The following is a 19,863-nucleotide window of genomic DNA, read 5'->3' on the forward strand; positions in this document are numbered from 1 at the left end:
CAATACTCGTTGATCTGCTCCAATAACTTCTGAAAAGATAATCGCTGATTATCAGTTATGAAATGCTGAGAGTGGTTTGTAAATACATTTTAGTCTATAAAATATATAGATAAAATATATTATTTTACAATTATAACCTGACTGATTATGAGAAACCGTTTTATCAGAAACGTAAACATTCTGGTGCTGGTGGTACCACTATTTCTGCATGTGGCAGCGCACGCCCAAAAGACGATACGGGGGACAGTATCTGCCAAAGGAGATAATTCCGCACTGCCCGGAGTGAATGTATTACTAAAAGGAACCAGCATCGGAACCTCCTCAGACGCAGAGGGAAACTACCAGTTGAATATCCCTGAAAACGGTGGCACGCTGGTATTTTCTTTTATCGGATTTACTGCTCAGGAAGTGAGTATCGCCGGGAAAACCATTTTACATGTTAGTCTGGATCCGGAAATCAGCTTGCTCAACGAGCTGGTTGTGGTTGGGTATGGGACCCAGCAAAAAAGAGATCTGACAGGTTCTATATCAACTATAAGTGGAAAAGATCTGGCACTGGCTCCAGTTCAAAGTTTTGATCAGGCCCTGCAGGGACGTTCTGCCGGAGTAAACGTATCAACCCCCGGCGGGGCTTTAAACGCACCGCCCGTAATTCGGATACGTGGAATCAACTCCATCAATCTGAGCTCTTTCCCATTGGTGGTGATAGATGGTATTCCCACTTACACGGATAACCTTTCGACTAACTCTGCTTCAAACAACCCGCTCTCAGGTATTAGTCCCAACGACATTGAGAGTGTTGAAGTGCTGAAAGACGCTTCAGCAACAGCTATTTACGGATCAAGAGCAAGCGCAGGCGTAATATTGATCACCACCAAACGTGGCAACAAGGGCGGCGTGAAAGTAAACTTCGATTCCTGGGTAAGTGTCTCGAATCCTTACCGGCTGGATCAGATCAAAATGCTTAACGCAGAACAGCATATAGCCGTGAAAAATGAAGCCAGAGCAAATGCCGGCCTCGCCGCTGCCTATTTCCCCAACTACGACGCGAACGGGAATCTGATCGATACTGACTGGAAGGATTACTTTTATCAGCACAATGGTTTCTCTCATTCCAATGCCCTTAGCTTTTCGGGAGGGTCAGAAAAAACAAACTACTACCTGTCAGTGGGTTACACCAAACAGAATGGTATTGTCAAAATCAACGAATATGAAAGGAAAAACGCAAGGGTTAAAATTGACCACAAGCTTTTCAAAACCTTTACTGTCGGAACTAACTTCTCATTCAGTAACACTTCCACACAGTCGGCGAATTCAGGTTCGACGAGCGGGCAGACATGGGATTACGCAAACGGGCCACGCCTGGCTCTGAACTCCGAACCGAATGTGTCGCCGTATAACAATGATGGTTCATACAATGTTTCACCCACAGGCGTGCTCGGACAGATGAACAATACCATCTCCGCTAACTGGGCCAATCTTGCAGTAGTAATGGACAAAGATCGCTTTAACTCTGCAAGCAGCTCTATTCAGGGAAGTATTTTTGCTAATTGGGAGGTGATAAAAGGATTAAATCTGCGTACACAATATGGCATCGATAGGCTGAATGTTATTGACAATACCTATGAAAATCCCCTTCAGGCACCTGGCTACTTTGTAGGCGGAAGGGCTGTGAATGTAAACAGACTCAACAATCGCTGGAACTGGCAAAATACTGCTCAGTACGACTTCACTGTAGCTACCAAGCATTCGTTTTCTTTACTGGCCGGGGGCGAACAGCAGTACTCTCAGGTTGATCGCTGGGGACTTGCGCGCACCGGCCAGACAGATCCGTTTTTCACAAGTGCACAAGGAAACTTCCTGAATACACTTCCAAATGTCAGTCAGACGGGTGCGGACATTGGCTTACAAACTGAAAATTTCCTGATTTCTTATTTTGGACGTGTCAACTATGATTTTGGTAAAAAGTATTTCGCGACTATCAACTTCCGTCGTGATGGTTATTCCGCTTTTGCCAAAGGAAATAAGTATGGTAATTTCTATGGCGCTTCGCTGGGTTATTCAATATCAGATGAAGATTTCTGGGTCAATTCACCTGTAAGCAAGGTAATCAGCTATCTGAAACTAAGAGGCAGTTATGGCCTGGTCGGAAACAATCAGGGAATTAATGACTTCGCTTCTTTGCAAACCTACAGCGGGGGGCTGCAGGGAGATGCTTCCACGCTCTACTACTACCAGTCTGGTAATAGCAATTTATCCTGGGAGACAAGCAAAAAATCGGATTACGGTTTTAGTTTCGGTTTATTGCAAGACAGGATTACCGGTGAGTTTGCCTACTACCGAAATGACGTCGACGGTCTGATACTGGACGTACCACAGGCTCCATCCAAAGGTGTACCCAACCCTACCTCCGCCAATAGCCTTCCTCTCAATATCGGTTCGATGCGCAATACAGGTATAGAGCTGAGTATTCAGGCAAACCTGATCCGTACCAACGATTTTTCCTGGAAACTGAACGCAAACGTGACCACGCTCAAAAATGAGGTTCTGTCTCTGAACGGCGACAATCAGCGTATCATCAATACCGAGAACGTGATAGAAGTCGATAAGTCTATTTCAAGCCTTTGGGCTGTAACCACGCATGGGGTAAATCCTGAAAACGGCAGAAGGTTGCTCGAAAAAGCAGATGGCACAATTGTTCAATATGATCATTCAGCACCGGCAGCATCACGCTGGACAACACTTGAGGGAACTCCTGTAACAGCTGTGACTACATTGGCAGATGGAAAGAATCAGGGAGTTGCATTGCCTAAATGGTACGGAGGTTTTGATAACACCTTCGGTTACAAGTCATTCGACCTGGGCATATTCCTGCAGTATTCCGGAGGAAACTATGTACTGAACGGAACCAAGGCTGGTGTCAGAGATCAACGTGCCTATGCCAATAGTACCGATCTGCTCGACAGATGGACACCAGAAAACACGGATGGAAGTATACCCAAGGCGGTTTGGGGTGATAATATTTCTAATGGTGGCGCTGCGCTTTCAATTTCCGAAAACATTGAAAAAGGTGATTTTCTGCGTGTACGCAACATTTCACTGGGCTACAGGCTACCTGTCAATTTGCTCAGCAAAATTAAAATCGCCAGTGCACGCGTGTATGTTCAGGTTCAAAATGCATTTATCCTGACGGGATACAAAGGCTACGATCCGGAATCGTCGGTGAACGGGAACAGTAACATCCGTCCGGGTGTAGACCGGAATGCCCTGGGCCAGACACGCACAGTTTCAGCGGGTATCAATGTTGGATTCTAATTATTTATCGATCATGACAAAGGTTATAAAAAACATACATCAATCCCTTTTTCTGGGAACAGCACTTTTGTTTACACAGGTTTCCTGCTTTACTGATAAACTGGAACCTTCTCCTCAGACATTCTTCTCTGATCTGGTCGTGTTTGACACGCCGGAACGGGTACAACAACAGGTGAATAGTTTGTATAGCTCTTCCTCCATCAAGGCGGGCGCTTTCCTGGGAGGCAGATACCTGATATATAATGATATTCAGGGCGAAGAATTCATCAATGTGAAAGCCAATCAGGGATCCGGATTCAATGTCTGGAACTTTACGCAAAACGAATCTCAAACCGGAGGAATCTGGGATGCTGCCTATAAATCTATCAATCAGGCTAATGTACTTCTCAAAGGACTTGAAGACAATGCAGGCAAGTTTGTCACACCCGTTTTTCCTGAAAACTATGCAGCAAAGGCTGAGCAATTTAAGGCCGAGGCGAGATTCATCCGAGCAGTTTCCTATTTCTATGCTTTGCAGATTTATGCTCGTTCTTACGGAGCTGCAAATGGAAGCAGCCCCGGACTTCCTCTCCGACTGACAGCAGAAACGAATTCTGAGAACAACGATCTGGCGCGCAGTACGGTAGCAGAAGTGTATGCACAGATTATCGCAGACCTTGATTTCGCCGAGGCCAATCTTCCACTGCAATATACTGATGCCTTAAATAATGTATCTCATGCGCATCGCAACACGGCCATCGCGCTTAAAACCAAGGTGTATTTATCTCAATCCAAATGGGATGATGTGATCCGGGAAGCGAATAAAATCGTTTCGGAGAGTGCTCCGTTTACGGCGGCAACCGGGGTAAAACATGCATTGGAGCCATCTATTCAATCGGTTTTCGCAAGCCCGCAGCTGACAAATGAAAGTATATTCTCTTTGGTTTTCACCAATCAGGATAATGCAGGAACACAGAACCAGCTTGGCTTTTATTACCAGCCTACAGGTGGCGCGGAGTATTATCTTAATCCGCAAGGTATTATCGCGGATGCAAGCTGGAAGCCGACCGACGAACGCAGGAAATTTGTCACATTATCCGGAGGTAATAGTTGGCTGATCAAATATCCATCCCCTACTCCCTATACCGACAAAGCTCCTATTATCAGGTACCCGGAAATTCTTCTGAACCTGGCAGAGGCGCGCGTAAGGTCAACCGGGAATGTAGATCCCAAAGCGCTGGCCTTACTAAACGCTGTAAGATCCCGGTCAGACGCCTCCACGAGCTGGACAACAGCCAGCTTCGCTAATTCGGGCGCACTGTTATCCGCTATTTTGAAAGAACGACAAATTGAGTTTCTGGGAGAAGGCATAAGGGCCATAGATGTACGCAGATTAAACATAGCCTTCCCTAAAAAGGGCTCAGTATCAGCCATTGAACCAAATGACCCAACCTACCTGTGGGCTATTCCTGCCTCTGAGCTGGCCGCCAACAAGCTTGTAACCCGAAACGAATAATTCGTGTGGGTAAAATTGAACCATTCACAGAAATCAAAACAACATGGCTATTTTATCAGAACAGGAAGCCAAAATAGTAATCAGTAAAGCGCTCGGATTTTCCGGGTCAGACGAAATCTTCGTTAGTCTGAAAGGAGAAAATAACGGAAATATCCGTTATGCAGGTAACAGCGTGTCCACCAGTGGCGAAACCAGTAATATCTCTTTGTCGGTGACGTCGGTATTTGGCAAAAAGTCGGGTACGGCTACGACCAGCGAGCTGGATGAAGAGGCAATTAGAAAGGTTGTGTCCCGCGCCGAGGAACTTGCCAGACTCGCTCCCGATAATCCCGAATACGTCAAAGGCTTACAGGCACAGCAATTCCAGCCGACACCTTCTTTCTTCACCTCGACCGATCAGATAGATGCCGATTACCGGGCGCAGGGTGCTCTGCACAGTATCGAATCAGGCAAAAAGGCTGGCCTGAATGTGGCAGGATTTATACAAAATGCTTCCGGATTTACTGCGATCGGTAACGATAAAGGACTTTTTGGCTACAACAAGGCATCATCTGTTAACTTCTCTGCGACAGTGCGCACCGAAGATGGATCCGGCTCAGGATATGCAGCCCAGGACTACAACGACTCTGCACATCTCAATATAAAATCAGCCACAGACATTGCTGTACAGAAAGCATTGGCTTCTTCCAAAGCCAGGGCGCTGGAACCGGGCAAATATACCGTGATCCTTGAACCGCAGGCCGGACAGGAGCTTTTACGGAATCTTGTCAGCAGCTTTGATGCACGAAGTGCTGAAGAAGGTCGCAGTTTTCTGAGCAAAAAAGGTGGAGGAACACGTTTGGGTGAAAAGTTATTTGACGAAAAGGTCACTATCTATTCGGACCCGTTTCATAGAGACATCCCATCCTTACCTTTCAGTCCGGATCCCGGCGACGGACGTCCCATTGAAAAAACCGTCTGGGTTGAAAAAGGTGTTGTCAAAAACCTGTCTTATTCCAGATACTGGGCAGACAAAAAAAGCGTGAAACCAATAGTTGCTGCCGGCGGATTTATTTTTGAGGGTGGAACAAAGTCTCTGGCTGAGCTGATCAAAAACACTGAACGGGGAATACTGGTAACACGCCTTTGGTACATTCGCGCTGTGGATCCACAGACACTTCTCTACACCGGTCTCACCCGTGACGGAACGTTCTATATAGAGAACGGACAAATCAAATATCCCGTAAAAAACTTCCGCTTCAACGAAAGTCCGGTGATTATGCTAAACAATCTGGAAGAAGCCGGCATACCTCAGCGGGTTCGCGGAAGCCTGGTTCCTCCCTTAAAAATCCGGGATTTTACTTTCACCAGCCTCTCGGACGCAGTTTGATTGTTTTGGACTATCAATCCTATTTATACCCATTAAAAAATATGAATCGTCGTGACTTTATACAACTGGGCTCCCTTTCCGCAGGAGCACTTCTTGCAACCTCATTCGCTGCCCGTGGAGCCAACCCAGTACATCCGCAGTCTTTTTCCGATCCCGGTCTTGATGTGAGTATTAAAAAGAGACTGGCAGATGCGGGTTTGAATACGGCCAGAAAACAAGGTGCTACTTATGCGGACATCAGGATAGGGCGCTATCTGAATCAATTTATCACAACACGCGAAGACAGAGTTCAGAGTATCGTCAATACGGAATCATTTGGTGCGGGAGTCAGGGTGCTGGTGAATGGTAGCTGGGGATTTGCGGCTGTTGAAAATGTAAAAAACGAAGAACAAATCGTAAAGGCCACGCTGGCTGCGGCCAATATCGCCAAGGCTAACGCAAAAATTGCATCTGTCCCAATAGAACTCGCTCCCCAGATTGGCTACGGAGAAGTAAGCTGGCAAACACCCGGTGTTCAAAACGCCCTGCAAATACCAGCACGCGAAAAGGTAGATCTTCTGCTTGAAGTGAACCGGGCTGCGCTTGAAAACGGAGCAAATTTTGTAAACTCGAACCTGTTCCTGATCAATGAACAAAAATACTTTGCTTCTACAGATGGCACCTATGCAGATCAGGATGTACACCGTATCTGGCCCAACTTCACGGTCACGTCCATTGACAAGTCTACGGGAATATTCCAAACCAGAAGCAGCCTGAGTTCCCCGGTAGGACGTGGCTATGAATACCTCAAAACCAACCCCACAGACAAGGTTACCGGCGTTACAACCAGGTACAACCGCGCTTATGACATATTTGAAGACGTCACGGCAGCAGCCCGACAGTCACGCGAGAAAAGCTCAGCCAAGTCGGTGGAAGCAGGGAAGTATGATCTTGTACTGGATCCATCGCATTTATGGCTTACTATCCATGAGTCTGTAGGGCACGCAACCGAACTGGACCGCGTATTAGGTTTCGAAGCGAATCTGGCCGGAACGTCTTTTGCTACTCTTGATAAATGGAAGTCAGGCAAATTCAACTACGGAAGCCAAAAGGTTAACATCTTCGCCGACAAAACGCAGGAAGGATCACTGGGCGCAGTGGGCTGGGATGACGAAGGGGTGAAAGCCACAAAATGGGATCTGATTAAAAATGGTATACTTGTCAATTACCAGGCCACGCGCGATCAGATTCACATCCTGAATAACAACCAGCCCCAGGGCAGCAGCTATGCCGACAGCTGGAGTTCGGTGCAGTTTCAACGTATGGCTAATGTTTCGCTGCAAGCTGGTAAAACGCCATTGAGTGTTGACGAACTGATCAGAGATGTAAAGAAAGGAATTTACATTATCGGAGACGGCTCCTATTCCATCGACCAGCAGCGCTACAACTTCCAGTTTGGCGGACAACTTTTTTATGAAATACGGGATGGAAAAATCATAAATCAATTAAAAGATGTAGCCTACCAGGCCAACACACAGGAATTCTGGAACTCACTGGTCGCGGTAAGCGATGAGCGGGATTACAGATTAGGCGGAACATTTTTTGACGGCAAGGGGCAACCAGGACAGTCCAGCTCGGTATCGCATGGAAGCGCGACGGCACGTTTCAACGGTGTGAACGTCATCAATACCGCAAGGAAAATTTAATACTTCAATTACGAAAACGACCATCTGAAGGCTATGTTTTCCAGATGGTCGTTTTCGATTCAAAATAGCCCGGCTATATCCGGCCGTACAACTTTACAAGTTCCCGCAGCCGGGTCTGAACCGACCCGGTGAGTTGCTCTGGCAAAACGCGCCATTGCCAGTTGCCCTGTTCAGACCCCGGACTGTTAAGCCTGCTTTGCTCATCAAGCTCCAGAATATCTTGTAAAGGCAAAATGGCAGTCTGAGCCGTAGACCCGTATGCAGCAGCAATAAGAAGCTTGTTGATATTATTTTCATTCACTTCCTGATTAAAATACCGGCATAAGTTATCGATCACCAGCGGATCAGATTCCTGTTGTTCTTTTAGCCAGCCGATTGAAGTGTTGTTGTCATGGGTTCCGGTGTAAACAATAAAGTTCACTTCATGATGATGAGGCACGTGCAGGCTCTTTGCGATATCCTGCCCAAAAGCAAACTGCAAAACCTTCATTCCCGGAAGTTTGAACTGATCCCGCAACGCAAAAACATCCGGACTGATCTCTCCCAGATCCTCAGCCACAAAAGGCAATCTGCCCAGCGCGCTGCCAACGGCTTCAAAAAAATCTGCACCCGGACCTGGTAACCACTCCCCTTTCTCCGCTGTTTTTTCTTTGCCCTCCACAGCCCAATAATCGGCAAAAGCCCGGAAGTGATCCAACCGCACCAGATCGTAAATTTCTGTATTACGTCTCAGGCGATTGATCCACCATTCATAGTTATCTTTTTTATGTGCTTCCCAGTTAAAAACCGGCATGCCCCAAAGCTGTCCTGTGTCAGAAAAGACGTCAGGCGGCACACCCGCCTTGCTGGTTATATCCCCCTTTTCATCCAGCATAAACAGATCCTGATGCGCCCAGACATCACTGGAATCAGCACCGACGTAAAAAGGCAGATCTCCGAACAGCGTGATGTCATGCTCATTGCAATAGGCTCGCAGATCCTCCCATTGCTTGCTGAACACAAACTGTACCCATTGATGGAACCTGATTTCATCCTGATGGTTTTCGGCGAACCGGTTCATAGCTTCAGGTTGCCGGCTTCTGAATTGCTCATCCCATTCTGTCCAGGGTTTATTGTCAAATTTTGCCCTCAGAGTTACGAATAAGGAATAATCCTGCAACCAATCGGCATGATGCTTCCTGAAAGCCTCGAATGCCGGAGACGACTGGCGCTCCTGCTCATTAAAATGACGGTAAGCAATTCTCAACAGCTGATTTTTATTATGCTGCACGGTAAGATAATCTGTACAACTGCCAGGCTGAAGCTCATATAGCTGCAAATCTTCCTGAGTTAATAATCCCTGTTCTCTCAGCAATTCGGGACTGATAAGCATGGGTTCCGCCGCCATCGAGGACAACGCGCTGTAAGGAGAGAATCCCTGTGCCGAATCCAGAGGATTTACCGGTAGCATCTGCCATACTTTTTGATATCCCTGATAGAGAAAATCTGCAAAGCGGTAAGCCTCAGGCCCAAGGTCCCCAATGCCGAAAGCAGAAGGCAATGAAGTAATATGTGCCAGCACCCCGGCTCTTCTGTCGCCAGCGGGCTGCGTTCCCTTCAAAAGCGCAGCCGGCAGATTTCTGAATAATTGATCAACCTGTATATTTTTTTCAAAACTAAGCTCATCGCTTGTCAGAATGTTTCGCCAGTTTTTACCCAGAAAATCCGGTAAAACAATTTCCGTTTGCTGCCAATCCAGATTCAGTATATCAGTTTGTTGCTTTTCACAAATGGAAGCCGTGTTGAGTGGCACTGCAATCAGCATTACCTCATTACGATGCACACGGTAGAAGGCAAAAACATGTTCTTTTAACGGCCCTTTGATTTCAAGCGGGAAGTAATCTGCATACTGGTAAAATTCAGGGTTTTGCTTCCGTTGGTTAAACAGCTGTTGCGTAATCCATAGTTTGATATGACCGTTATTTCTATTTTTCCACAATGTAGCAGGAAGCGCTTTGGCATCAATCTGCCGGAAATCTTCAAGAATTTGTTCCCGTAATTGATAGTCTACCGGTCTGCGGTTATCCGGGTCCACCAGACTCAAATCCCAGAGCTCGGTTCCCTGGTACACATCAGGAATGCCGGGACAAGTGAATTTCAATATCAATTGCGCGATAGAATTGGTGATTCCATAGTCGGCGATTTTGGAATGAAAGGGAGTAAAGCTTTGCCAATACTTACTTTCTTTATCCAGTAATTGTGTCACAAATTCCTGACTGGCCTTCTCGTAGTTTTCATCAGGATCCGTCCAGGTGGTTTTCCTTTTGGCCTCTCTGAGTGCTTTTTCAAGATAGGCAGATAACCTTTTGGCAAAGTCGTCATCCCCTTCCCCGGGCATCGGATAAGCACCTGCGATGGTCTGGTAAATCAAATATTGATCGTTTCGATCTGGCGCTTCCGGATTACCACTGAAAGCGAACCACTCCTCTACTTTTTCGTTCCAGAGGTCAGCAAGGTCAGTTAGCACATTCAGCCTTGCCCGCACATCCTCTCCCCGTTTGGTATCGTGAGTGGATGTGGTGTTCATAGTCAGAGGCCAAAGCTTTTGCCGGAGCTGCATTTTACGATGAAAATCCTTCGGCGATTTCCCAAAACTTTCCACTGAACCGCCCACGTCGTTGAGCCCGATAAAGCGGTTGTAGGTATACATCAAAGTATCTTCAACTCCTTTTGCCATCAACGGACCGCTGAATTGCATGCAACGCTGGTAAAATTCCTGCACCCTTTCACGGTAACTATCATCTGATCCGTCAGGACGCGTGAGCAGTATATTTTGTAACAATTCAACTGCATTCAATAACCCCGGGTACGCATCTTTTAAGCTGGTAAATATTTCTGCTACGGCTGAATATTCATCACTACCGAGAGGAAAAGAACTTCCATAGAAACGGTATACAGGAAAATACACCAAAAACTCTCCCAGTATTTTTTTCAGATCTTCAGCTCCGGCTTTTTCGATTGTGTCAGCATCTGCCAGGTTCAGCTTAAAAATGAGTTGGAAGAGATTCTCGTATTCCCCGCCCATTTGTTCGTACAGAATCAGCCTTTTCTTCTCCAGTAAAATTTCGCTCGCAGGCTGCTTCGAATCAGTGATTTTTTGATAGAATTCAGTGAAAGTTTTTTCGGCTTTTGTATTTGTAAAAAGCTGATTAACCTGTGCAAGGAAATCATAGCCCGACGTACCTTCAACAGGCCAGTTCACCGGAAGCTGTTCGTCACTTTCCAGAATTTTTTCAACGGTGATGTAGGTATTTTCACCGGCAATGGCGCGAAGCCGTTGCAAATATTCTTCAGGATCGTACAAACCATCAATATGATCTATTCTTAAACCCGTAAAAACACCCTCCTGTAGCAGCCCTTCTATCAAACTGTGGCAGGCATCAAACACCGGCTTATTTTGTATATTGAGACATAACAGATCATTGACTGTAAAAAAACGCCGAAAATTTATCTTTTGCTCCGTTATAGATGATTCACAAAGCGCGTAAAACTGCTGATTGGCAAGCGTCTTTATCCTTTCAGGATCAGTATTCCATTTTGAAATTACATCTTGAAATAACTTGTCCAATCCACCGGCCGCTCTGAACTGCGATTTTATCCTTTCCCATTCCTGTGAAAAACGCTCAGGCTGTGTAAGTTGTAAAACTTGCTTAATCGTATCAGGAAACAGTTCTTTTTCAGACTGATCTGTTGCCTGAAAAAGCGTCAGATAGGATTCTGCATTGACCGGAAAAGCAGATTCACCGCATTTCAGATAAAGTCTGTCTGCATCCGCTTCAATTTTAATGTTTCCTTTCTCAATTTCCTGCTCCAGACCAGCAGCCAGAAAAGGAACCATTACTTTCCCGTCAAAGAGTTTGCTCACGGGGCTTATATCGAAAAATTGAGCATACATAGACCGCTCCCCTTTTTCCAGTACGTCCATCAGCCAGCGGTTGGACGGATGAAACGCCATGTGGTTAGGAACAATGTCCTGTAGCCAGCCAATATTTTTATCCCGAAGTTTCCCGGACAGTTTTACAAGCTGATCCAGGTCTCCGACTTCAGGATTGATTTTTGTCGGATCGATACCATCGTAGCCATGTGTGCTCCCCGCAACTGCTTCAAAAATCGGGGAAGCATAAAGTGTAGCCACGCCCAATTGATTAAGGTAATTGGTCAAGCGTTCTGCATGTTCCAAAGTAAAGTTTTTATGAAACTGAAAACGGTATGTGGAGTTAATCGGATTCATAGCTTGTTGATGTAAAGTGAAATAGATTCAGCAGGTAAGGTCAGGCCAGAGAGTGTCGAAACGGGCGAAGGCAGTTCTTGCTTTCCTGCCCATTCCCTATCAGATGAGGCGAGTAGTTTCTCCCAATTGTTAGTGTTGTGATCCAGAGATATAGTTTTAGGTTGATCGGAGAAATTCATCAGGCATATCACCTGCTCACCCAAACAAGATCGGAAAAGAATAAGAGTTCCATCTTCGGCGTTCACCTGCAAAACACGCACATCATCCCGGTTTAAATTTCTTAATGACGCATACGACTTGCGAATTGCAATTAAACGTTTGTAAAAATCCAGCATAATTTTATGATCACCCTGATCAGGCAGTTTCCATTGGAGTTTTGAGTTTTCAAAAGTCTCTGCTCCGGCAGGATCTGGCACCTGCTCATCGTTGTGAAAATCGCCAAACTCTTTCTTGCGTCCTTGGCGAACCATCTGCACAAGTTGCGCGTCTGTATGGCTGATAAAATATTGAAAACGATTCGTTTCTGCGTATTCCTCACCCATAAAGAGCATTGGTAAATACGGGCTAACGAATACAGCTCCTGCAAGTAGTTTCTGCATTTCAAAACTCACCAGCTCGCTTGTTCGCTCTCCAAGCATGCGGTTACCAACCTGATCGTGATTCTGAGAGAAAACCACAAATTGCTTACCGTCTCTGGTTTTTGCCCTGGCACCAAATGTCTTTTTTCTGTGCTCCGAATACTGTCCGTCATATACATAGGCATCCGTGTATGCTTTTGCCAATGACGTAATACCATCGAAATCAGAATAGTAACCAATTTTTTCCTGTCCGGATGTCACCCGCAACGCATGATGAAATTCATCAATCCACTGCCCTTCCATACCATATCCACCTTGGGCAGTGGGGGTGATATAAAGATCATCATTCAGGTCCAACTCAACAATCATGTAGTGCCTGCGACCCGACTGCTTTTCAAGCTCATCTGCCTGCTGACGGATTTCTTTGAGAATATGAACCGGGCTAAAATCCTTAATCGCATGAACAGCATCCAGCCGCAGCGCGTCAATGTGAAAGTCCCGGAACCACATCAGTGCATTTTGGATAAAATACTGACGGACTGCATCGCACCATGCGTCATCAAAGTTGATCGCATTTCCCCAGGGCGTCGAATACTTCTCCGTAAAATACGGGCCAAACTCGGCCAGGATATTGCCCTCTGGTCCCACATGATTATATACCACATCCAGAATCACAGCCAGCCCCTTCTTATGACATGCATCAACGAGTTGCTGTAAACCAGTGGCAGAGCCGTAAGAGTTCTGAACACAAAATGGAAAAACGCCGTCGTACCCCCAGTTGCGTTCACCTGCAAACTGGCTCACAGGCATAATCTCAATGGCTGTAATACCCAATTCCACCAGATAGTCCAGCTTTTGTTCTATTCCTGCAAAAGTTCCTTGCGAAGTGAAAGTGCCAGTATGCAGCTCGTAGATGATGTAATCCTGCAGGTTGGGGTTCTTCCAGTCCTGATCCTGCCATTGAAAGCCTCTCAGGTCTATTGCCTGCGAAGGTCCATAGATACCCTCCGGCTGGCTCAATGACGCAGGGTCAGGCAAGTGCTTACCACCGTTGAGTCGGAAAAAATATTCACCGCCCGGTTTTAATTCTTTGGTTGTAAGATGCCAAAAACCCCGGGAATGTGATTGCAGCGATAAATACGCGTTTTGGGATACAAGGTAGAGTTCAGCCTGACTGGCATGTGGCGCCCATAGGGAAATTTCTGCGCGCCCTTCCGAATCAAAACAAACTCCTGCAGAACGGCAAGGCAAATCACTGTTATTCATTATATTAACCCGATTTTAGTTTAAGATGAGTACTTCACTTGAGATAATTTACCATATACGCGGTTCAGCACATACCAGGTAAAGCAGCTTTCGATTCGGACATTAGCAAAAAATGATCCAGAAGTTCTTCCGTGCTCAGATGGAAGCGTCAGAAACTGCATGTTGAAGGAAGCGCACAGTTTCCTGGATACGGAACTTTGTTGTCTACTAAGTTGATATACTATATATTTTACTAATTTTGCAGTTCGCCGGCTTTATTGATCCGGCATTTCATAACAAACTAAGAGAACCTCCGTTTATGATTGAATTCAGAAATATTTCCAAGGTTTTCCGGCATAACGAAAGAGAAATCACTGCGCTGTCAGAGGTTTCGCTAACGGTAAAAGCAGGTGAGATTTTTGGTGTAATTGGCAAATCGGGTGCAGGAAAAAGTACGCTCATCAGATGCGCCAACTTATTGGAAAGACCCACATCGGGAACCGTGTTCATTGACGGGCACGATCTTACCGCTTTATCCGAATCTCAACTGGTGCAGCAGAGGCGGCAAATAGGAATGATCTTCCAGCATTTCAATCTGTTATCGTCGCGTACTGTTGCTGAAAATGTAGCTTTTCCGCTTGAACTGATTGGAACATCAAAAAACGAAATAGACAACCGGGTACATGAGCTGCTTAACCTTGTCGGACTTCAGGACAAAGCAACACAATACCCTGCCAAACTTTCAGGCGGACAGAAGCAACGGGTAGCGATTGCTAGAACGTTGGCTAATAATCCGAAAGTTCTGCTTTGCGACGAAGCCACCAGTGCATTGGATCCGGCCACTACCAGGTCAATCCTTGCGCTTTTGAAAGACATTAACAAGCGGCTCAATATTACGATCCTATTGATTACGCACGAAATGGCCGTGATTAAAAGCATCTGTGATTCTGTTGCAGTGATTGACGAGGGCAGGTTGATAGAAAATGGTAAAGTGGCCGACGTATTTATGAATCCGTCCACCTCTTTGGCGAAAGATTTTATTGCTTCCGCACTTCACATTGAGATTCCCGAGCATTTCAGGAAACGCCTTTCGCCCGTCGACACGGGTGATCTTGTTCCGCTGCTGAGGCTCGAAATGACAAGTCAGACTGCCGACCAACCGATTCTCTCTCAGGTTTCCCGGATTTTCAATGTTGACACCAACATCATCAGCGCTCAGATGGATCATGCCGGAGACAAAAATTTCGGAATTATTCTGCTCACACTATCGGGGCATGTGCATCACTATGAGGACGCAATCAAATACTTTAAAGATCATCACATCAAAACTGAAATTTTAGGATATGTCTGACGCAGTGATTTCTCTACTCCTTTCCGGCACGGCTGAAACCATTTTTATGACATTCGTATCCGGTTTTTTCGCCTTCAGTCTGGGACTCCCAACGGGCGTGCTTCTGTTCCTGACCAGAAAAGGACAGATCCTGGAAAACAAGCTTATTAACGGTTTTCTATCCATTGCTGTCAACATTTTCAGATCTATACCTTTTATCATATTGATCGTGTGGATGATTCCCTTCACCAGAGTCATCGTCGGCACTTCTATCGGCATGAGTGCTGCATTGGTCCCGCTTAGCATCGGCGCTGCCCCTTTTGTCGCCCGGCTTGTCGAAAACAGCTTGATTGAAGTACCAGCCGGACTCGTTGAAGCTGCCCGAGCCATGGGTGCCAGGCCACTTCAGATTGTTGGTAAGGTTTTACTTCCTGAAGCTTTGCCATCGCTGATTAACTGCGCGACGATTACGCTCATCACACTCGTAGGATATTCTGCCATGGGCGGTGCTGTTGGCGCAGGCGGACTCGGGCAAATCGGCTACCAATATGGTTACATTGGCTACGATGCACTGATTATGAATACCGTTCTTATACTCCTGATCACGCTGGTATTTATCCTTCAGTTTACGGGTGACTTTATCGCAAAGCGTGTGGATCACCGCTAGCAGATGCAGCATCCAATTTCTAATAATCATCGAAAAATCAAATACACAGGAAATGAAAATAGCAAATCAGATTTATGCCCTCATTTTATTGGCTGCCGGCACGATAGCTGTATCAGGCTGCTCAAAAAAAGCTGAGAAAAACAACGATCCCAACCATATTAAAGTTGGCATTGCTGTCGGTCCTGAATATGAAGTGGCTCAGGTCGCACAAAAAGTGGCAAAGGAAAAATACGGATTGGATGTTGAGCTGATCACATTCAACGATTATGTGGTTCCCAATGAAGCGCTGTCACATGGAGACGTAGACATCAACGCATTTCAGCATAAACCTTATCTGGATCAGCAGGTTGCTGAACGTGGTTACAAATTGGCAATTGTCGGAAATACGTTTGTATATCCGATTGCAGGCTATTCAAAAAAAATAAAAAGCCTGCAGGAATTGGCAGCGGGAGCTACTGTTGCTATTCCTAATGACCCCACTAACGGAGGTCGTTCATTACTACTGCTTGAAAAATACAAACTGATCAAACTCAAACCAGGTATTGGGTTACTTCCCAAAGTCATAGATATCGCCGAAAATCCCAGAAATCTCAAAATACTGGAATTGGAAGCACCGCAATTACCGCTGGTTTTGGACGACAAGGAAGTGAGCCTGGCTATCATCAACAACAACTTTGCAGCAAAAGCAGGGCTAATATCAACCAGAGACGGGCTCCTAATAGAAGACAAAGATTCTCCTTATGTTAATCTGATCGTGGCACGTGAAGACAACAAAAATGAAGAGAAGGTAAAGAAATATGTGCAGGCGTATCAGTCTGCTGAAGTACTGGAAGCTGCTGAAAGAATTTTCAAAGGCGGCGCAGTAAAGGGCTGGTAAACAGGATTAAACCTAAATTCAGGCATTCTGTGTATATCTGCGCAGGATGCCTGTTGCGTTTGTAAAGAAACACCTAAGACAAACTTGTTATGAAATACCTATTTCCATTGCTTCTATTGGTTGCCAGTCTGACTGTACACGCGCAGAACAAACTTGTTGCCCTGGACAAGGATCTGACTTCTGTTACCTATCCTTTCGAAGTCAAATTTTACAATTTCAAAGCTCAGAAACAGAGCCTGCGGATGGCGTATATGGATGTGAAGCCAGCGACATCCAACGGTCATACTATCGTACTTTTACATGGCAAAAATTTCAACGGCGCATATTGGTAACAAACGATTAGAGCACTGACAGAAAAAGGCTTCCGAGTACTTGTTCCGGATCAGATCGGTTTCGGCAAATCGACCAAGCCTGAGCAGTATCAGTACAGCTTTCACGCCCTGGCTGTGAACACCAGAAATCTGCTCAAAAGTATAGGCGTTGAAAAAGCCATTGTTCTGGGTCATTCCATGGGCGGCATGCTTGCTACCAGATTCGCACTCATGTATCCAGATGCTACGGAAAAACTGATTCTTGAAAACCCAATCGGACTCGAAGATTACAAAACACTGGCTACCTATCAGACGATTGATCAGGCTTATCAGTCTGAACTACAAGGCAGCGCAGAGAAAATAAAGGCCTATCAGCTAAAGTTTTATTACGACAACAAATGGAAACCAGAATACGACCGTTGGTTTAATTTACTGGCAGGCTGGACATTACATAAGGATTATCCCGTCATCGCATACAACGCAGCGCTTACGAGCGATATCATTTTCAATCAACCTGTGGTGTACGAATTCAAAAATATTAAAACCCCTACCCTGCTGATCATCGGTACCCGCGACAGAACCGCTATCGGAAAAGACCGCGCTCCTGAGTATCTGCAGCCGACCATGGGTCAATATCAGGTACTGGGTAAAAAGACGCAACAGCAAATTCCGGGATCTAAACTGGTGGAACTGGAAGGTGTAGGACATTTACCGCATATCGAAGTTTTTGAGAAGTTTAAATCTGCTGTTTTAGATTTTGTGGAAATTGAGAATAAGTAATTTTTCCGATGTGAGTATCTAAATAACTATTCACCTATATCCGAATGGTGTCAATCCCTTGTATAACGCTTGAAAAAGGAGGTGCGAGCACCATTTGCGCGGAAATACCAAATAGCTCCCATACCCTATTCCGCCTAATTAAATGCCCGACACTACACCCTATTTCGCCGGAGCTTCAAAATAGTAAATGCCTAAGAGATGGGCTCGTCAATCAATTTTTAATCTTCGAAGTGTGATGTAAGAACGGTGTTAAGAGAACGGGAAACTGAAGGAGGTAATAACCGAATTCGCCTTCACAATTTTCTTCGTGCTTCGTTTTCTATAATTTTAACATTCTTCCCATAGATAACATTTATCTTAGTGGTAGGTAATAATCGAGGATAGGCACCACCATCGCTTGAAAGTTAACAATAGAAATATCACGCAGTCAAATGATATTTTAGTGGTCCAAAAGAATTTATATGTAATTGCAGGTTGTAATGGCGCGGGAAAAACCTCCGCTTCTTTTACTATTTTACCTGAAATAATCGAATGCAAGGAGTTCGTGAATGCTGATGAAATTGCAAAGCGGATATGCTCAATTAAGAGAAACATATGACAACAATTAAAGAACAACTGGAACTACGTGATAAGATTATTTTTGGTCTCAAAAAGACCTATAAAAATGTTGTTGAGTTTAAAAAGCAAAAAGATAGTGCTATTGTTGTCATGAGAGATAATAAGATTGTAAAGATTAAGCCTTGGGAAAAACAGTAAGTAGGTCGTTGGTTTCATACTTTTGATCGCCTATCCCTATAAAAAGACTTTTAGTTCAATAAAAGAAACCACAACAGCCTACAGGTAATTTGAGTCCCCTCCTACCCCTCTAATACCCACTCCTCACCTGCCCTTCCCTGCGCACTATCACCCATAGCAACACAGCAGAGATCAGCGTCAGCGGAGTGAAGACCCATCTTTCAAATAGGGTTTCGGCCATGAGATTGCCAATGGTGTTTAACAGAAAAACGATCACGAATATCCAGAGCAACAGATCCAGAATCGATTGAGAGACGCCGCTTTTGATGTATTCATTCTTCATGATCAGCGTCACGAGCAGCAGGATATTGACTGCAATCGAAACGGACTCGAACGTATACATTTCCTGAAGTGTATGTATTTTGCCGGCCCACACTATATCGTAGGGAATAATGGAAAAAATCACTGCGAAGTGGAAAACGATAACCAACGAAATCAGGGTGATCATGATTTTCAAGGCCAGCTTCTTATTGATAGCAAACATGTAACTCAACACTTGTATTAAAATCTGATGCTGCAAAACTACTTCAGCCGCTTTCAGACACAGGCTTTTACAAGATTATCAAATTGTTGTTTCTGAAGACTGGCTCCTACTTCCCGGAAAAACAAAAAACCATATCCGCAAAAAGCAATGGTAACAAAAATGTTACAGAATTTCAGCATAAATGCTTGCCTTACCAACTACTTTACACGTAACTTAGCAGGTACTTGCAGTGGCGTAGCCAGCAGGGAAGTTCAACCGATCTGTTAAAAAGGTTTTGAGAAAGGCGATTCTACATATTTTGATGGTCATTGTAATACTCGACACGACTTCGTTGTGCCAGGTATTCAAGTTACCTTCGCTTGTGCAGCATTTCACCGAACACAAAGCACTGAACCAGCAAATCAGCTTCCTTGATTTCCTCTCCATGCATTACTGGGGAGACGACATGGACGACGACGACGATGAAAAAGACATGCAGTTGCCTTTCAAAAAGATTGACCTGCAACAATCGGCATTTCTGTTCATTCCGGTAAGCACTTCGTTCAGTTTTGATAGTAAAGCCTGGACGCTCAGTCGGGATTACCATCAGTACAAGCCACAGGTACATTATAACTCCCACATCGGCTCTCTGTTCCGACCGCCTCAGGTTTAAATACATCGCT

The 19,863-nt window shown here is 45.2% G+C and carries 14 protein-coding genes; 11 read left to right on the forward strand and 3 right to left on the reverse strand.

Going from position 1 to position 19,863, the window contains the following annotated elements; all coding sequences use genetic code 11:
- The first annotated feature begins 147 nt into the window (after positions 1–147).
- Genes DSL64_RS05410 through DSL64_RS05425 form a run of 4 tightly spaced genes read left to right on the forward strand, consistent with a single transcriptional unit; the run spans position 148 to position 7,864 of the window.
- The gene (locus tag DSL64_RS05410) at positions 148–3,315 is read left to right on the forward strand and encodes a SusC/RagA family TonB-linked outer membrane protein (RefSeq protein WP_115829649.1); all 3,168 of its coding nucleotides are present in this window, start codon (positions 148–150) and stop codon (positions 3,313–3,315) included.
- A gap of 13 nt (positions 3,316–3,328) precedes the next feature.
- Entirely contained in the window at positions 3,329–4,810 is a 1,482-nt protein-coding gene (locus tag DSL64_RS05415) for a RagB/SusD family nutrient uptake outer membrane protein (protein WP_115829896.1), read from the forward strand.
- Positions 4,811–4,853: 43 nt separating this feature from the next.
- A complete protein-coding gene (locus DSL64_RS05420; RefSeq protein WP_115829650.1) occupies positions 4,854–6,179 on the forward strand; it encodes a TldD/PmbA family protein in 1,326 nt (441 codons plus the stop codon).
- Positions 6,180–6,220: 41 nt separating this feature from the next.
- Positions 6,221–7,864, forward strand: a complete 1,644-nt coding sequence (locus DSL64_RS05425) for a TldD/PmbA family protein (protein ID WP_115829651.1) — start codon at positions 6,221–6,223, stop codon at positions 7,862–7,864.
- Positions 7,865–7,937: 73 nt separating this feature from the next.
- On the opposite strand, the gene treY is transcribed toward DSL64_RS05425, so the two are convergent.
- Complete coding sequence (gene treY, locus DSL64_RS05430; protein ID WP_115829652.1) at positions 7,938–12,134, reverse strand: malto-oligosyltrehalose synthase; 4,197 nt, start codon at positions 12,132–12,134, stop codon at positions 7,938–7,940.
- Positions 12,131–13,978: a malto-oligosyltrehalose trehalohydrolase gene (treZ, locus tag DSL64_RS05435; protein ID WP_115829653.1), complete on the reverse strand. Its 1,848-nt coding sequence runs from the start codon at positions 13,976–13,978 to the stop codon at positions 12,131–12,133. Before treZ ends, treY begins: the two co-directional genes overlap by 4 nt.
- A 298-nt stretch (positions 13,979–14,276) precedes the next feature.
- Between treZ and metN the strand changes: the two genes are divergently transcribed.
- The 6 genes from metN to DSL64_RS29140 all read left to right on the forward strand — a co-directional run bounded on the left by metN (position 14,277) and on the right by DSL64_RS29140 (position 18,678).
- Positions 14,277–15,308 (forward strand): methionine ABC transporter ATP-binding protein MetN, encoded by a 1,032-nt coding sequence (gene metN, locus DSL64_RS05440; RefSeq protein ID WP_115829897.1) that lies wholly within the window; start codon positions 14,277–14,279, stop codon positions 15,306–15,308.
- Positions 15,301–15,954: a methionine ABC transporter permease MetI gene (gene metI, locus DSL64_RS05445; RefSeq protein ID WP_115829654.1), complete on the forward strand. Its 654-nt coding sequence runs from the start codon at positions 15,301–15,303 to the stop codon at positions 15,952–15,954. Before metN ends, metI begins: the two co-directional genes overlap by 8 nt.
- Before the next feature lie 52 nt (positions 15,955–16,006).
- Positions 16,007–16,831 carry a methionine ABC transporter substrate-binding lipoprotein MetQ gene (gene metQ, locus DSL64_RS05450; protein WP_115829655.1) on the forward strand — a complete coding sequence of 275 codons (825 nt, stop codon included), beginning with the start codon at positions 16,007–16,009 and terminating at the stop codon, positions 16,829–16,831.
- A gap of 89 nt (positions 16,832–16,920) precedes the next feature.
- Positions 16,921–17,163, forward strand: coding sequence for a hypothetical protein (locus DSL64_RS29260; protein ID WP_229216971.1), 243 nt, complete (start codon positions 16,921–16,923; stop codon positions 17,161–17,163).
- Between the two features lie 15 nt (positions 17,164–17,178).
- On the forward strand, positions 17,179–17,922 hold the full coding sequence (locus DSL64_RS05455) for an alpha/beta fold hydrolase (protein ID WP_262512408.1): 744 nt from the start codon (positions 17,179–17,181) through the stop codon (positions 17,920–17,922).
- A 594-nt stretch (positions 17,923–18,516) separates the two neighbouring features.
- Positions 18,517–18,678 carry a hypothetical protein gene (locus DSL64_RS29140; RefSeq protein ID WP_199539333.1) on the forward strand — a complete coding sequence of 54 codons (162 nt, stop codon included), beginning with the start codon at positions 18,517–18,519 and terminating at the stop codon, positions 18,676–18,678.
- 109 nt (positions 18,679–18,787) lie between these two features.
- Here the strand turns inward: DSL64_RS29140 and DSL64_RS05465 are convergent, their stop codons facing one another.
- Complete coding sequence (locus tag DSL64_RS05465; RefSeq protein ID WP_115829656.1) at positions 18,788–19,201, reverse strand: hypothetical protein; 414 nt, start codon at positions 19,199–19,201, stop codon at positions 18,788–18,790.
- A 274-nt stretch (positions 19,202–19,475) separates the two neighbouring features.
- On the opposite strand from DSL64_RS05465, the gene DSL64_RS05470 reads away from it, so the two are divergent.
- Positions 19,476–19,853, forward strand: a complete 378-nt coding sequence (locus DSL64_RS05470) for a hypothetical protein (protein ID WP_115829657.1) — start codon at positions 19,476–19,478, stop codon at positions 19,851–19,853.
- The last annotated feature ends 10 nt before the right edge of the window (positions 19,854–19,863 follow it).

The organism is Dyadobacter luteus (genome assembly GCF_003383615.1).
In the GTDB taxonomy this organism is placed as follows: Bacteria; Bacteroidota; Bacteroidia; order Cytophagales; family Spirosomataceae; genus Dyadobacter; species Dyadobacter luteus.

What these genes read in the sequence shown, in the direction of transcription:
- DSL64_RS05410 (WP_115829649.1), top strand. Translation starts at nt 148, where the DNA reads ATGAGAAACCGTTTTATCAGAAACGTAAACATTCTGGTGCTGGTGGTA.
- DSL64_RS05415 (WP_115829896.1), top strand. Translation starts at nt 3,329, where the DNA reads ATGACAAAGGTTATAAAAAACATACATCAATCCCTTTTTCTGGGAACA.
- DSL64_RS05420 (WP_115829650.1), top strand. Translation starts at nt 4,854, where the DNA reads ATGGCTATTTTATCAGAACAGGAAGCCAAAATAGTAATCAGTAAAGCG.
- DSL64_RS05425 (WP_115829651.1), top strand. Translation starts at nt 6,221, where the DNA reads ATGAATCGTCGTGACTTTATACAACTGGGCTCCCTTTCCGCAGGAGCA.
- treY (WP_115829652.1), bottom strand. Translation starts at nt 12,134, where the DNA reads ATGAATCCGATTAACTCCACATACCGTTTTCAGTTTCATAAAAACTTT.
- treZ (WP_115829653.1), bottom strand. Translation starts at nt 13,978, where the DNA reads ATGAATAACAGTGATTTGCCTTGCCGTTCTGCAGGAGTTTGTTTTGAT.
- metN (WP_115829897.1), top strand. Translation starts at nt 14,277, where the DNA reads ATGATTGAATTCAGAAATATTTCCAAGGTTTTCCGGCATAACGAAAGA.
- metI (WP_115829654.1), top strand. Translation starts at nt 15,301, where the DNA reads ATGTCTGACGCAGTGATTTCTCTACTCCTTTCCGGCACGGCTGAAACC.
- metQ (WP_115829655.1), top strand. Translation starts at nt 16,007, where the DNA reads ATGAAAATAGCAAATCAGATTTATGCCCTCATTTTATTGGCTGCCGGC.
- DSL64_RS29260 (WP_229216971.1), top strand. Translation starts at nt 16,921, where the DNA reads ATGAAATACCTATTTCCATTGCTTCTATTGGTTGCCAGTCTGACTGTA.
- DSL64_RS29140 (WP_199539333.1), top strand. Translation starts at nt 18,517, where the DNA reads ATGACAACAATTAAAGAACAACTGGAACTACGTGATAAGATTATTTTT.
- DSL64_RS05465 (WP_115829656.1), bottom strand. Translation starts at nt 19,201, where the DNA reads ATGTTTGCTATCAATAAGAAGCTGGCCTTGAAAATCATGATCACCCTG.